This is a genomic window from Acinetobacter sp. UBA6720, assembly GCF_002454215.1.
Classification (GTDB): Bacteria; Pseudomonadota; Gammaproteobacteria; order Pseudomonadales; family Moraxellaceae; genus Acinetobacter.
The window spans coordinates 1-15,726 of sequence record NZ_DKIK01000164.1 but is presented as its reverse complement, the minus strand read 5'-3'; the positions used below and the strand labels follow the sequence as shown (position 1 = coordinate 15,726).

11 protein-coding genes are annotated in these 15,726 nt (G+C 41.6%); 3 read left to right on the top strand and 8 right to left on the bottom strand.

What is annotated here, in order from left to right:
• On the bottom strand, window positions 1-1,806 hold a 1,806-nt coding region (locus B4F08_RS14155), incomplete at its 3' end, for an AmpG family muropeptide MFS transporter (RefSeq protein ID WP_291374889.1).
• Between the two features lie 181 nt (window positions 1,807-1,987).
• On the opposite strand from B4F08_RS14155, the gene B4F08_RS14150 reads away from it, so the two are divergent.
• The gene (locus B4F08_RS14150; RefSeq protein ID WP_291374888.1) at window positions 1,988-4,621 is read left to right on the top strand and encodes a Lon protease family protein; all 2,634 of its coding nucleotides are present in this window, start codon (window positions 1,988-1,990) and stop codon (window positions 4,619-4,621) included.
• Window positions 4,622-4,676: 55 nt separating this feature from the next.
• On the opposite strand, the gene grxD is transcribed toward B4F08_RS14150, so the two are convergent.
• Window positions 4,677-5,018 carry a Grx4 family monothiol glutaredoxin gene (gene grxD / locus B4F08_RS14145; protein WP_086209575.1) on the bottom strand — a complete coding sequence of 114 codons (342 nt, stop codon included), beginning with the start codon at window positions 5,016-5,018 and terminating at the stop codon, window positions 4,677-4,679.
• A 162-nt stretch (window positions 5,019-5,180) separates the two neighbouring features.
• Between grxD and B4F08_RS14140 the strand changes: the two genes are divergently transcribed.
• Window positions 5,181-6,392 carry an aspartate aminotransferase family protein gene (locus tag B4F08_RS14140; RefSeq protein WP_086209576.1) on the top strand — a complete coding sequence of 404 codons (1,212 nt, stop codon included), beginning with the start codon at window positions 5,181-5,183 and terminating at the stop codon, window positions 6,390-6,392.
• A 77-nt stretch (window positions 6,393-6,469) separates the two neighbouring features.
• Here the strand turns inward: B4F08_RS14140 and sohB are convergent, their stop codons facing one another.
• The 5 genes from sohB to B4F08_RS14115 all read right to left on the bottom strand — a co-directional run bounded on the left by sohB (window position 6,470) and on the right by B4F08_RS14115 (window position 12,538).
• A complete protein-coding gene (gene sohB, locus B4F08_RS14135; RefSeq protein ID WP_291374890.1) occupies window positions 6,470-7,453 on the bottom strand; it encodes a protease SohB in 984 nt (327 codons plus the stop codon).
• 260 nt (window positions 7,454-7,713) lie between these two features.
• Window positions 7,714-8,628, bottom strand: a complete 915-nt coding sequence (gene pstB / locus B4F08_RS14130; RefSeq protein ID WP_110974736.1) for a phosphate ABC transporter ATP-binding protein PstB — start codon at window positions 8,626-8,628, stop codon at window positions 7,714-7,716.
• A 13-nt stretch (window positions 8,629-8,641) separates the two neighbouring features.
• A complete protein-coding gene (gene pstA, locus B4F08_RS14125; RefSeq protein ID WP_291374887.1) occupies window positions 8,642-10,030 on the bottom strand; it encodes a phosphate ABC transporter permease PstA in 1,389 nt (462 codons plus the stop codon).
• On the bottom strand, window positions 10,030-11,409 hold the full coding sequence (pstC, locus tag B4F08_RS14120) for a phosphate ABC transporter permease subunit PstC (protein ID WP_291374886.1): 1,380 nt from the start codon (window positions 11,407-11,409) through the stop codon (window positions 10,030-10,032). Before pstC ends, pstA begins: the two co-directional genes overlap by 1 nt.
• Before the next feature lie 103 nt (window positions 11,410-11,512).
• Window positions 11,513-12,538, bottom strand: a complete 1,026-nt coding sequence (locus B4F08_RS14115) for a substrate-binding domain-containing protein (protein WP_086209581.1) — start codon at window positions 12,536-12,538, stop codon at window positions 11,513-11,515.
• A gap of 620 nt (window positions 12,539-13,158) precedes the next feature.
• On the opposite strand from B4F08_RS14115, the gene B4F08_RS14110 reads away from it, so the two are divergent.
• Entirely contained in the window at window positions 13,159-14,211 is a 1,053-nt protein-coding gene (locus B4F08_RS14110) for a Rieske 2Fe-2S domain-containing protein (protein WP_119063626.1), read from the top strand.
• 749 nt (window positions 14,212-14,960) lie between these two features.
• On the opposite strand, the gene B4F08_RS14105 is transcribed toward B4F08_RS14110, so the two are convergent.
• Window positions 14,961-15,726: pyridoxal phosphate-dependent decarboxylase family protein (locus B4F08_RS14105; protein ID WP_291374885.1), on the bottom strand; the 766-nt coding region annotated here is incomplete at its 5' end.

Below are 15,726 nucleotides of genomic sequence, written 5' to 3'. Positions count from 1 at the left end.
CTGCCCATCAACCGCTTTGTTCAAGTTGATTGGTTGAAGATCAACATCTAAACTCGAAGAGTTCACAGAAGCAGTGTCCACGTTGTAGCTTAATGTAGCCTCTTGCAGTACGCGCTTATTTTGCATCAATGTGGCATTCAGCTTTTTAGAGTTTGAGTCAAGAAGCTGCTTTGCAGGAATAGCTGCACTAAACCCCCCTTCCTTGTCTAACTTTGCATCAAAACTTTGACCATCTAAGTTCAATTGAATACTCTGGTTTTCAGCCAGTGTCGCAAGGTATTGACCTCGCACCACAATGCTTCCTTCAGCCTCTCGTTGATTAATCACATTATCAGCCGTGATCGGAAGCAACAGCAATGCCGTAGATGCAGCTGTTTGGCTGATATATGGCAATGTGACCGAAATAGGCTGTGAAGTACCATTCTGAAAACTTGCGGTTGCAGTTAGACTTTCATTTGCCTGAAGCTGCTTAACAGGAACCTTAATTTTCCATGCACCTGTCTCATCCGCTTGGGCTGTGAAACTTTGCTCACCGACATGAATCACCACATCATTTAAAGGCTGGCCTGATTTGACCAAACCAATAAAGATAAGATTGGTCGAACTGGCCAAGATTGCTCCGACAAACATCAATTTCATGATGTTCATGCGCTGCGCCAATAGTCCTCCTAAAAAGCCACCAACCAAACTAAAAATCACCCCATACACTTTTACAGCTTCAGCAATCTGCTCTTTGGTGAAATTTAAGTCTTGATAAAAGACATTCGAGATCACACCTGCAATGATGTCGGAAATACGATAAAAGCCAATCAACAATAGCAATACCAACGCCAACTTTACGCCATAACGCTTGAAAAAGTCGGCAACAGGATTGACCCATGTTTCATAGGCCATTTGTTTGTTCACAGCGCCCATTTTTACTAGGCTTGAACCCACAAAGAAAGCCACAGCACCAGAGCCAATAAAACGTATAGCTTCAAAACAAAACAGTGCAAAACTATCTTTGATCGACCAAAGCTGAATCAACATTTCTGTAAGCTTGCCAGAGTAAATATAACTCAGTACAAAACTCACCACAGACACAAAGAAAACCGCCACCAAACGGTAATAATCGACCCGTTTATATTCTTTACGCACCCGATCCACTTGTGGTTCACGTATACATAAAGTGGTTACAATCCCGACCAGCATGACCGCAGCCATTGCCAAATAGGTCCACTTCCACGCCTCATAAATATAGTTGCCTTTGGCTGTACCCAAATAAGCCGCTAAAAATAACGCACCCGCGCCCGCAACGATCATGCCGATGCGGTAGCCTGCGTTATAAGTCGAAGCCAATACCGTTTGCATTTGCGTTTCTGCTAGCTCAATACGATAGGCATCAATCACAATATCTTGTGTTGCAGCAGAAAAACCTAAAAGCACAGCACCCGCAGCCATTTGGTAAAGATAGCTCTGACCAAGAGATGGATCTGAAAAGGCCATAATACAAATCGCACAAATAATTAAAATTTGTGCGATTAATAACCATGCACGGCGACGTCCTAACAGTTTAGTCAGCCCTGGTACGGGTAACTCATCTATCAAAGGTGCCCAAACAAATTTGAAGGAATAACCCAACGCTGCCCAACTAAAAAAAGTCACAGCACTTTTATCAATACCTGCTTCACCTAACCATAATGATAAGCTAGAGAAAATTAACAGGATTGGGATACCTGCTGAGAAACCCAAAAACAGCATGATCAACGCACGGCGATCTAAAAATGCAGTAAAAGCGGATTTCCATCCTGAAGATTGTGTTGTCATTACATTTTTGTTGTCTTAAAACCAATGTTGCTATTCAAACCCTTAATACAATTTGTTTCAACCTGATTTATAAAATCAATGTTCTATTTTTGTCGACAAAGACTGCGACTTTGCTTGATCTTTTACCCTAAACCTGTATACCTTTAAGTTTCTAACGCAATCTTTAGTTTCGGATTTCAAAGTGACCCAAAAACACGATCAAATGAACTCTTCTTTATCTGCAAATATCCAATTAAATCCCCCAGAAACTCTAGAAAACAACCTTAGTTCAGCATTTGACCAACCCGAAATTCAAACGACTTTAGCAAAGACTCAACTTCAAGCAGAGCAACTGACGCATAGCCCTACTCTGGATAAGATTCCAGCCTCAACGCGTCGTATTAAACCGCTCAATAATTTTTTAGGGCAAGACCGCGCACGTGCTTCAGTTGAAGCAGGCATTTCCTTACCTTATTCTGGCTATAACATCTTTGCCGTAGGTACAGCTGGCTTGGGCAAGCGCACCATGGTCAAGCGTTTACTACAGCAACACGCCAAGAATATGCCGACACCGAACGATTGGGTTTACGTCTATAATTTTAAAAGTCCACGTCAACCGATTGCTTTAGAGCTCCCTGCAGGTCAGGCGGTAAAATTTCAAACCATGTTGCATCAAACATGGCAAACCACACTAAAACAACTTGAACGTCGTTTTACTGCTGAAACCTACCACAACCGTATAGAAGCCATTCGCCAACAAACGGGTGATGTTCAGCAACAAGCTTTGATTGAACTGACCAAAGAAGGTGAAGAGCTCGATCTGAAACTGGTGTCTCGCAATGATGAGCACTGCTTTATTCCTGTCCAATATGTAGACGATAAAGTCTTAGAAATGACACAAGCTGACATTAACGCACTCAGCTCTAAAGAACGCTCTGAAATTAATGCCAATATCCGCCATATGGATAAAAAACTTGAACGTTTGGGTATGCATTTAGGTGACTTGGAAGATGATGCCCGCGATAAAGTTCAAGTATTAAACCGTGATATTGCCAAGCAAGTTTTATTGCCTAAAGTCGAACAGTTACTCACTAAGTTTGCTGAAGTTGAAGGCTTAAAAGACTATTTAAAACATTATGCCGAAGATATTATTAACAATGTTGAAATAGTCTTAGAACAAGAGGAAGACGATTTTAGCCCAGGTCTATTCAGCCGTATTCCCTCACGTTACCAAGCCAACGTCATTGTGTCGCATAAGCCTAATGCTGGCGCACCGGTTATTTTTGAAGATTTCCCAACTCATTACAATTTACTTGGTCACGTAGAGCAACTGACTCAACATGGCACCATTACTACAGACTTTACCTTAATCCGCCCGGGTACATTGCATAAAGCCAATGGTGGTTTCTTAATGCTCGAAGCAGAACAACTGCTTGAACAACCTTATGCATGGCAGGGTTTAAAGCGTGCGTTAAAGTCAGGTCAGTTAAAACTATCCTCCTTGGAACACATGTTAACGCTTACGGGGAGTATTTCGATTGAACCAGAGTCGATTCCACTGAACTTGAAAGTGGTGCTTCTTGCTGAACCTGAAATTTACTATGAAATACTCGAGGTCGAGCCAGAACTAGGCAGCGTTTTTAAAATTCGTGCCGATTTTACCGACACGCTACAGCGTAATGAAACCAATGAACAAGCCTATATGCAGCTCATTGCAGACTATGTCCAAGCTGATAAACTCCTCCCCTTTGACCGCTCTGCTCTATCAGCACTGTTGACCGATTCGAGTCGCCAAGCTGAAGATCAAAGCTCACTATCCTTACATGCCCTCACTTTGGGGGATTTGATCCGTGAAGCCCATCACCATGCATTTCAAGCGGGTGATAAAATCGTTTCGGATCAACACATTAATATGGCATTAGACCATCGCAAATATCGCTTAGGCTATTTACGTGAGCTCTATTGGCAGGATTTGTCACGTGGTACACAGCTCATCGAAACACGTGGACATCGTCTCGGTCAAATTAATGCACTTTCGGTCATTCACTATGCAGATGTTGAATTTGGCTTACCATCACGTCTAACAGCGTCTGTGTATCAAGGTGGCGGCGATATTCTAGATATCGAACGTAGTGTCGAGCTCGGTGGCTCTCTGCATGCCAAAGGCGTGTTACTTATGTCATCATTCTTAAAAGCACATTTCGGTCGTGAACAAACTCTGCATTTCTCTGCAGCACTTGCCTTTGAACAAAGTTATGGTCAAGTCGATGGTGACAGTGCTACGGTTGCAGAACTCTCTGCTTTAATCTCAGCGATTAGCCAACTGCCGATTGATCAATCTTGGGCGATTACCGGCTCAATGAACCAATTAGGTCAAGTTCAACCGATTGGTGGTGTTAATGCCAAAATTGAAGGCTTCTTCGATGCATGTAAACTGCAAGGTTTAACTGGTAAACAAGGTGTGATTATTCCGCGTCAAAATATGCAGCATCTCATGTTACGTAAAGATGTGATTGAAGCGGTTTCAAATGGCCAGTTCCACATTCATGCCATAGACACGATTGATCAAGCACTTGAGCTACTTATGGCTCGACCAGTCGGCACTTTAGACAAAAAAGGACGCTACACCAAGAAGTCTATTTATGCGGCGGTGATGGATCAGCTAGATTATTGGCAAGCCATTGAAGATGGTGCTGAGTTTGAAGAAGAGCCGAAGAAAAAGAAAAAAAAGAAGAAAGACAAAAAAAAGACAAAAGCTGAAAAGAAAGCCATTGCAACTGAAAACGCAGTGGAACCATCTCCTGAAAGCGAAAGTACTGTAACTACAGTGGATTAACCCCTTCCCTCAAACAAAAAAAAGCGCCTCAACGGCGCTTTTTTACAACTGAAGATTAAGCTTCAGGTGCTGGACTATACTGTTCAACTAAAGGTTGTAATTCACCTTTTTGGAACATGTCTAAAATAATATCACTACCACCGATCAACTCACCGTTGATCCATAACTGCGGGAATGTAGGCCAGTTTGCAATTTGTGGTAACAAAGCACGAATATCTGGATTTTCAAGAATATTCACATAAGCAAATGGACGACCAATTTGACTAAGCGCTTCTACAGCACGTGCAGAGAAACCACATTGTGGAAACTGTGGGGTGCCTTTCATATAAAGAAGTACAGCGTGTTTTGCAATTTGGTCACGAATTAACGCTTCGGTATCGCGTGCTTGTTCAGTCATTGATCAATCCTCAACTAATCTAACCCGCATTATACCCAAAACGTAGAAAAACAGTATGCCTAAAGCAATATTTCGGTTTTTATTTGAATTTAGGCTTTAAAACTACAAGCATAATTGCTTAATATTGACTTTCACTTACCCTCTAACAGATAAGAGTTAGTCATGAATAACATTACCCTTGCTCCTGTACAAACTGATCAACCCACTCATTTGATGCCCGTATTTGGCCGTCAGCCGATCAGCTTTGTCCGAGGCCGAGGGTCTTATCTTTATACAGCGGATGGTACTGAATACTTCGATGCACTAACAGGCATTGCAGTTTGTGGTTTAGGTCACGCACATCCTGTTATTGCAGAAGCAATTGCAGAACAAGCTGCAACGCTCATTCATACCAGTAATTTGTTTGAAGTGCCTTGGCAAACAGCAGCCGCACAGAAACTTGCTGAAGTTGCTGGCATGGAGGAAGTATTCTTTTCAAACAGTGGTGCAGAATCCAATGAGGGTGCAATCAAAATTGCCCGTAAATTTGGTTACATGCAAGGCATTGCCAACCCCAAAATCATTGTCGCAGAACACTCTTTCCATGGTCGTACTATGGCGACCCTATCAGCAACGGGCAATAAAAAAGTCCAAGAAGGCTTTGGCCCATTGGTTGAAGGTTTTATTCGTGTCCCATTCGGCGACATTGAAGCCATTGAAGAAGCCGCAATTCATCATCCAGACATCGTTGCCATCTTTGTCGAGCCAATTCAGGGCGAAGGTGGAGTCAATACTGCTCCACAAGGCTTTAGCTATTTGGAAGAGATTCGTCAGATCTGTAATCAACACAACTGGCTGATGATGCTTGATGAAGTTCAAACAGGGAATGGCCGTACAGGTGAATACTTTGCCTACCAACACACTAACATCATTCCTGATGTACTGACCACAGCCAAAGGTTTAGGCAATGGTTTCCCGATTGGTGCAGTGATGACTCAAGGTCGTGGTGTAGGCGTACTAACTGCAGGTAACCACGGTTCAACATATAGTGGTTCAGCATTGGGTTCTCGTGTGGTGTATACCATCATCGACATTATGCAAAAAGAGAACATCGTTCAAAATGCAGCTGAACAAGGCGCTTACATCGTAGAACAACTGCGTAAGCAACTTGCCGATCAAAATGTGATTGTCCGTGGCTTTGGTTTAATGATTGGTATTGAACTACCAAAAGCATGTGGTGACTTGGTCAACATCGCTCGTGATGAATACCACACCATTATTAACGTCACTGCGGGTTCTGTGGTGCGTTTACTACCGACGTTGAACATTAGCAAAGAACAGGCGGATCAACTGATTGAGCGTCTAGTCAAAATGATTAAAGCTTACTTAGCTTAAGACAAAAAGTCTGGTTCTAAAATTGCTTTAGGCACATTTTGGAACCAGACTTTTAAGATGAATTGGCTAACTAAAAATTAAAGTTTTGGATCACGTATTTGAACCAAATTTGCATTGGTTTTAGTTAAGGTTTCCATCACTTTATTCATGACAGCTGGTACTAAGGCATCTGCCATTTGCGCGGCCTGTAAACCTAATTTTTCACCCAAAGTCGGTTTCTTACGTGTTGAGATGATATACGTATCATGATCTGCCAATAAACCTAATAGATAAGCATCTGAAGTTTGTAACTGATCGACCAAATTCAAATCTAAGGCATCTTGACCATACCAATGCTCACCCGTCGCCACTTTTTCAACATTGAGTTGTGGACGATATTTTTCAACAAAGTGCTTAAACAGCACATGCGTCTGTTGCAGCTCTTCTTCAAACTTCGCCTTACCTTCTGCTGTATTTTCACCAAACATCGTCACAGTACGTTTATATTGACCAGCGGTATACAGTTCAAAATCAATATTGTGCTCTTTCAATAAACGATTAAAGTTAGGCACTTGCGCGACTACACCAATTGAACCAACAACCGCAAAAGGGGCAGCAATAATCTGATTGGCGATACATGCCATCATATAACCGCCACTTGCTGCAACTTTATCGACACAGATAGTGAGGTTGAAACCCGCATCACGTAAACGCACCAATTGAGCAGCAGCCAAACCATATCCATGCACCATACCGCCTGGGCTCTCTAAGCGCACCACAACACGATCACGCCCTGCTTTGGCTGTCGCTAGAATCAAGGTGATTTCTTCTCGTAATGTCTCTACCGCTGTTGCTGCAGTATCACCTTTAAAATCTAGAATATAAACTTTTTGATTGGCCTTTTTGCGGTGACGAGCCTCTTTTGCTAACTGTTGCGTCAATTGTAATAGTTCAAGCTTAGATGCTGTTGTTTGCGCAATTTTTTTACGTTGTTCATTAATACGCGCGTTTAAATGTGTAATTCGAATTTCAGCGGGAAGTTTCGGTAAATGAAATAACATAGAAATTATATTCTCTAAAATAATACATCGGTATATGACCTAGATTAGGTCAATGGCATTTTTTTTCAATAGCCATTTTTTGTTTTATTCTGTAATGCTTTATCTTTTACATTTAATCATTTATAAGATGAGTCAATCTCGTAGACAGCACACCTGCTCACCTATTGTCTACTATGACTCTAATACACAATGCCCATTATCATAGCTGTTTAATCAGCAAACTAAATGCTCGTTCAAAAAAAACAGAGCACTTAGGCTCTGTTTTTTTTAAATATTTCAAATTAACCAAAACGACCAGTAATATAGGCTTCAGTTAACTGATGATCTGGCTGAGTGAAGACTTTCTCAGTTGAGTTCACTTCAATCAAGTCACCTAAATGGAAGTAAGCGGTACGGTCTGATACACGTGCCGCCTGCTGCATTGAGTGCGTCACAATAGCAATCGTATACTGCGTTGAAAGCTCAGAAATTAGCTCTTCTACTTTCGCTGTTGCAATCGGGTCAAGCGCTGAACATGGCTCATCCATCAAAATCACTTCAGGACTCACTGCAATCGTACGCGCAATACATAAACGTTGCTGCTGACCACCAGATAAGCCTGTGCCCGGTTGGTTTAAACGGTCTTTAACTTCATCCCAAAGACCTGCTTTACGCAAGCTATTTTCTACAATTTCTTCTAAGTCATACTTATCACGTGCTAAACCGTGTAGTTTAGGACCATAAGCCACGTTGTCAAAAATGGACTTTGGGAATGGGTTTGGTTTTTGAAATACCATACCGACTTGAGCGCGAAGCAATACCACATCAAGGTTTGGATCATAAATATCTTGATTATCCAACATCACTTTACCCGTCACACGACAGCTATCAATGGTGTCGTTCATACGGTTCAACGTACGTAAGAAGGTCGATTTACCACAACCTGATGGCCCAATAAATGCAATCACTTCATTTTCGTAGATATTCAGATCAATCCCTTTAATCGCCTCAGCTTCACCATAGTAAACATGTACATCTGACGTGCTAAGTTTGATTTGGCCCTGTGCTTGATCTTTCTTAGCAGAAGCAGGTGTTTCGAACTGCGACACAAATGAAGTACCCTGCTGACCATTTGTCGGATTTGGGTTTGTAAATTGAGTGTGTTCTTGATTCACTGTCTGATCCTGATCTAAGGAGTTTTTAACAACGGTATTCATATTTTGCCCTCACTTACCAGCGGACTTCAAATTTCTTACGTAACCAAATTGCAATACTGTTGAGTCCAATCATCATTGCAAGGAGGACAATAATTGCTGCGGCAGTACGACCTTCAAAGAAGTTCCGTAATTCATTCCCTTGCCATAAATAAACTTGTACAGGTAAAGCAGTTGCCTGGTCAAACGGCGTTGCAGGTACACTTGCAACGAATGCGCTCATCCCAATTAACAATAATGGTGCAGTCTCACCCAAAGCATGAGCAATACCAATAATTGAACCTGTCATAATACCTGGTAGAGCTAATGGAACAACATGATGAAATACGGTTTGTACACGCGATGCACCAAGCCCTAATGCAGCCTGACGAATTGAAGGTGGTACTGCTTTCAACGATGCACGCGTTGTAATAATCACCGTTGGTAAAGTCATTAAGCTCAGTACCAAACCGCCGACTAGGGGGGCAGAAAGCGGTAAATGCATCCAGCCAATAAAGATCGCAGCACCAAGTAAACCAAAGACAATAGATGGTACAGCTGCAAGGTTGTTAATATTGACTTCAATGACATCAGTAATCCAGTTCTTTGGCGCAAATTCTTCAAGGTAAATCGCTGATGCCACACCAATTGGAATCGAAATAATGATCACGATTAACATCATGAACAATGATCCCATGAATGCCCCCGCTAAACCTGAAGTTGCAGGAGAACTACGTGAATCTGGACTAACAAAGATGTTGGTATTAAAGGTATTTTCCATCACACCTGAAGCTTTCATTTGGTCTGCAATTTGACGTACTTCTGGGCTCAGCTGTTGTTGCTCATCTGGTAAAGCACGGTCAATGTTGCCTGCGAGCCACACATCTACATTGGCATCGGCAAGGATTTTAATATCCTCTTTTTTACCAATGAGTGTTGGATCCTTCATCACCATATCTCGTAAGCGATATGCCTCCGAACTGGTATAGATAGATGCTAAATCATCACGCTTGCTTGCAAGTGCTGGATCTTTTGCAATCATCGCATTCACAATGAGCGCATCCCAATCCACCATCCCCACTTCAGTCTGCCAAGCAATAAAACGCTCTTCAAACTGCGCTGGAGATTCACCTGCACGCAGCACTGGTTTTGCCCCAGTGGTAATAATAGCAGGATCAAAGTACACAGGTAGGTTCATACTACTTTGCCAAAAAGCAGGTAGACCTTTAGACAAAATACTGCCGAAAAGAAGTGCGACAAAAAGTAAACCCGTAATAACCGCTGAGAAACCCAAGAAACGAAATAACTTTTCTTTACGGTGACGTTTAGCCAAAGAATTACTGATCGTTTGCTTACGCTTTTCTCGTAATTCTGCCGCAAGTTGTGGATCAAAAACTTGATCTGCTGTGCTATTAGAAGTCGTCATTAGTCGTATTGCTCACGATATTTACGCACGATGTACAGCGCAATAATGTTTAAACCTAAAGTGATTACAAACAAAGTTAAACCAAGTGCAAATGCTACCAAGGCTTGAGGGCTGGCAAAATCCGTATCACCCGTAAGTTGTTTAACAATCGTTACCGTTACTGTTGAAACTGCTTCAAATGGATTGGCATGTAGTAAGGGACTGTTTCCTGCTGCTAACACCACAATCATGGTCTCACCAACCGCACGTGAGACAGCAAGTAAAAATGCCCCTGTAATCCCTGGTAATGCTGCTGGCAATACTACTTGGCGGATCGTTTCAGACTTTGTCGCACCCAACCCCAATGAACCATCTCGCAGTGCACGCGGAACTTGAGTGATAATGTCATCTGAAAGTGATGAAACGAAAGGAATAATCATGATTCCCATCACAAAGCCTGCAGTAAGTGCACTGGTTGTATTGATTTCAATGCCAACCACCTCACCGACCATTTTAAAGAATGGACCAATAATCATCAGTGCAAAAACACCATAAACGATGGTTGGAATCCCTGCGAGAACTTCAATGGTTGGTTTTGCCCAAGCACGGAAACTTGGAGGCGCATATTCAGCCAAGTAGATAGCAATCATCAGACCTACAGGAACTGCAACCAGAAGAGCAATACCGCTCACCATGAGCGTGCCCCAAAGTAATGGCAGCAAACCGTAGCTTCCTTCTGCATTACCAGATGTACTAAAACCTGGGTTCCATTCTGTACCGAAGAAGAAGTCAAGTGGACTCACAAAGTGGAAGAATCGCATTGCTTCACTAAACATCGACATGACAATACCGATGGTCGTTAGGATCGCAACACCCGAACACAATGCAAGTGCAATATTGATGGTCTTTTCAACTTGGTTACGTGCACGGAATTGGGTTCCAATACGTTTTTTTGCAACCACTAGACCCGCTAATGCAGCACAAATCACCACGGCGATTTTTGCAAATGTACCAATACTTTGAAACTTAGCCAGTTGCTCAGCAGCAGCAAGTTCATACGCTGCTGGTGTATCGGTTACACCGAAACCTGATGCAATCGCTTCTACACGATTGATCAACACATCTGTACTTGCTGCATCTAAGGTTGTAGCAACTTGTGCTGGCACATGGTTTAACACCACATGATTCAAAATGTTTGGTTCAACAATATTCCAAACAATCAAAATTAAAAAAGCAGGGATACCACACCACAAAGCCACCAACGCACCGTAATAACCCGGACGCGAGTGTAATTTTGCAGAATTATTTCCCTTACCTGCTAAGTTACGGCTCTTGCTTAAGCCAATTTGGTAGGCTATGGCAATCAGTGCCAATAACACACCTATTAGTAGCAGATTCATGTATTCTCCACGGTTCTTTCAATTTTCATTATTTGAAAAAACTTGATCCTAGTAAAAAAAGCCAAAGGTAGGACTTGCCTACCGTTGACTGTTTCTATGCTAATTACTTAACGGCTTTGCCTGCTTTAAAGTTCGCAAGCACTGCTGCACGTTCTTTGTCTGACATTGGAATCAAACCAGCACGCTCAAGCTTTGAACCTTTTCCTGAAACTTTTTTGCTGATGAAGTATTCAGTATATTCTTTCAAGCCTTTGATTGATTTTAAGTGCTCACCTTTCACGTAGAAGAAGAGTGGGCGAGAAACTGGGTATGAACCGTTCAAGATTGTTTTTTCAGATGGCGCAACATTATTTACTGTCGCTACACGTAACTTGTCGCGGTTTTGGTCATAGAAACCAAGACCAAACACACCTACAGCATTTGGAGATGTTTTTAAACGTGCAAGCGTTTCAGTGTAGTCGCCCGCAATTTCGATCACTTTGCCATCTTTACGGAAAGTTGAACACGCTTTCTTTTGTGCATCTTTATCCATTGCTTTGATTGCTGCGTAAGTTTCGCAACCTGCATCAACCATTTTTTCTTGGAATACTTCACGTGTACCGTGGTTTGAAGCAGGAATCACTAAAGTGATGGCTTCATTTGGAAGGCTTTTGTCAATTTGATTCCAACGTGTATATGGGTTTGCTACCATTTTACCGTTAGATGGCAATTGAGCTGCTAAAGCTGCATATACGTGCTGTGGACGTAATTTATAAGCTGCTTTGTTTGCATTCGATGCAAATACAATACCGTCGTAACCAACTTTGATTTCTAGAATTTGGTTTACGCCTGCTTTCTTACAAGCAGCCAACTCTGTATCTTTAATTTTACGAGATGCGTTTGCAATATCAATTGTATTATCACCCACACCGTTACAGAATTGCTTTAAACCACCTGAAGTACCACCTGAACCTACCACTGGTGCTTTAAATTGTGGGAAAGTATTACCAAACTCTTCAGCAACAATACTTGCATATGGTAAAACTGTTGAAGAACCAGCAATTTGTATTGTGTCACGAGCTGCATTTGCCGTGGTTGCTACAGCTGCCCCAGAAACAACTACTGCAAGTGCGATATGGTTTAAGCGCATATTTGTTATCTCACATATTAAACATTTTGGAGTACGCCACTTTTTATTCAGTCTTGTACTTTTTTGGATAACTGCATTTTGATTTCAGAATATGACAAGCAAGTTACAGCATTGTGACACTTTCATGATGTTTAGTTTTATTTGTCCATGATTCGTTACACTTTGTTCACCTTTTACTTGCTTTAAACGGCTTGGGAAATACGGATTATTAATGATATTCTGCGTCGAAACATTGCCACAACCATCCATAAAAATATTTAAAATCAATAATTAATAGAAATACAGTACATTTTTAATTTTCTATATTTTAGACTTTACTCCTATTGCTAGAATGATAAACCTACAGCAATTCACCCTCATAGAGCACAGAAATTAACCGCAGATAAATGACAAAAATTTTAGCCATATTGAAAAAATAGACCATCATTTATGTTCTTTTCTCCCTCACATATCTTATTTATGACGGACAAAATGACAGCCCTACCATTAACAGTCACATCGTTTTTTATTTCTTCACCGCAGGTCTTTCTATTTTTTAGAAAAACTTGTCCGAATAATTGAAATTTCAGAGAACAGTTCTTTGTCCTATATTTTGTAAAAAACAGCGCAAAGAAATGAATATGAATAGCAAAACAATCCGTACTTTTGACCCAGATCTTCCTATTCACCTGACATTTGAGGAACAGGACTGGCACATTTTGGCTGAATACTGGTATCCCATTGCTTTAGTGAGGGACTTGACAGAACAACCAACTTCAACGCTGCTTTTAGACATGCCATTGGTCATGTATAAAATGGGAGATGAAATCATTGTGGCAAAGGATGCCTGCCCCCATCGTGGCGTCCCTTTGAGTTTGGGCAAGAATGACGGACAAGGTGTCGTCTGCCGCTATCATGGCTTACGCTTTGGACATGAGGGTAAATGCAATCGCATCCCCGCCCATCCCGAACACAAGATATCTGAGCGCTTTAACCTCAAAACCTATGCGCATGTAGAGCGTTATGGCTTACTGTGGTGCTCTCTCAAAGCAGAAATAGGCAGCATACCCCATATTCCTGACATGCCCCATTGGGATGAAATGGAGTTTCAACAACTGGTATGTCCACCTGTAGACATCCAATGCTTCGCAGGTCGTCAACTGGAAGGCTTCATTGATGTAGCGCATTTTGCATGGGTACATCCCGATACGTTTGGTGACCCAGACGATGCTGAAGTGCCTGATTATAAAACCACTGAAACAGCGAATGGTTTTAGTGCCGACTATATAAGCAGTGTAGGACGCTATCCAATTGGAGAAGTGCAACGTGGCGAAGCAGGCTTCCAGTGGCTCAGGCATTTTGAGGTTCATCTCCCCTTTACAGCCACTTTAACCATTCATTTTCCACACGGGACACGACAAGTGATCATGAACGCGGCTTCACCCATGTCCGCACGCCAAACACGCCTTTTCGCACCTATTTGCCGTGATTATGACAAAGACCTACCTGTAGAAGATGCTTATGCTTTTAACTTAAAAATCTTTGAAGAGGACCGCCTAATTGTAGAAAACCAAAAACCTGAATACTTGCCATTAGACCTGAGTATTGAAGCCCATTTCCCTGCGGATCGCAGTTCCAGCATGTATCGAAAATTACTCAGAAAAAAAGGATTTAGCCCATTATTTGCAGCTTAAAAGTGATCAATACATGCCTCAATCTTAGACTGAGTTAACTTAGCTGATTTGCTGTATACATGCTATTAGGTAGCATTGGGGATAGGATATTCCTCCAATGCTGCCTACATAGGATGTTGCTACTTTTGATCGCTAAAAGTGCAAACACGACTTTTACAATCTAATTCCTCTTCCCAAAAGCGCATAACTTCAGAAATAGCTTCGTGTAGAAATCGACACCCGACATATTCGCCATTTATTTCAATTTCTTGTTCAAACTGGATAAAAACAAAATTCGACTCTGCAAACATGCCATCAAATCCATCAACAAATAGGCCCTCATTTTGTTCTGCTTTTATTTGCTCTGTAGAATGAATACTTTTTGGAAATTTGTATCGCTTTTAGATTCTCTCAGTATTCCATGCTTAGTTGCATTACAAACATCGCGGATCAATGCTACTTCTGAACAAATACTATAAATTTCTTCTTTCAACAATTTTTCTGTAATAGACCAGACCATTCCGTATTTTTATTTAGATAAATTGCCCAATAATCTCGCATATGATCTAAAACAATAGCAGCAATTCTACCTTTTCGCAGATCATGCTTATATTCAAAGAAATCTTGCACCATTGGTTACACAATATTTAGCCAATAGTCGAATATATATTCATTTTTATTCATATCTTTTCTTAAAATAGTATTTTCAAAGAAATTATGCCGTAAAAAAGGGAGCTCATGAGAGCTCCCTTTTTTACACAAACAATCGTTTAAGCAATTGCAGGTATATAGGTTCCATCTGCGATTGGACCTTTGATACGATCCGCTTCTGCAAGCACAAGGCCAAGCAGGTTCTTCACGTTATCTAAAGTCGCAACTGGGCTTAAAGTCGTCATTTTCAATGATTGATTTTGACCTACTTTAGTGACGCCAATATTCGCTTCACCACGTGCAAACAATTCATCTGCAACGTTTTGGTTTAAGGTATCAAGCAATTCTACTGGGTAGTCTGCTGGAACCACACGGAACAAGACAGATGCAAATTGTGGATCAACCAACATCTCTAAACCCGCAGTTGCATTGATATAATCAGCAACGTCACGAGTCAGTGTTACACCGTGGTCAATCATAGAACCATAAAGCTCTTCACCTAGTGCTTCAACAGTCATCCAAAGTTTCAACGCATCAAAACGACGGGTTGTTTGAAGTGACTTAGACACCAAGTTTGGCACGCCATGCTCTTCGTCATAAGCAGAGTTTAAATACTCAGCTTCGTAGTGCATGAAACGATAGTTCGCTTCATCTTTTAACAAGAACGCACCACAAGAGATGGTTTGGAAGTAATGCTTATGGAAATCCAGCGTAATGGAGTCAGAAAGCTCGATCCCATCCAACATATCACGGTGATTGTTCGATAAGATTAAAGCACCCCCCCATGCTGCGTCGATATGCATCCACGCACCATATTTGTTGGTGATTTCACGAATTTTCTTGAGTGGATCAATCGCACCTGCATCGGTTGTACCCGCAGTTGCA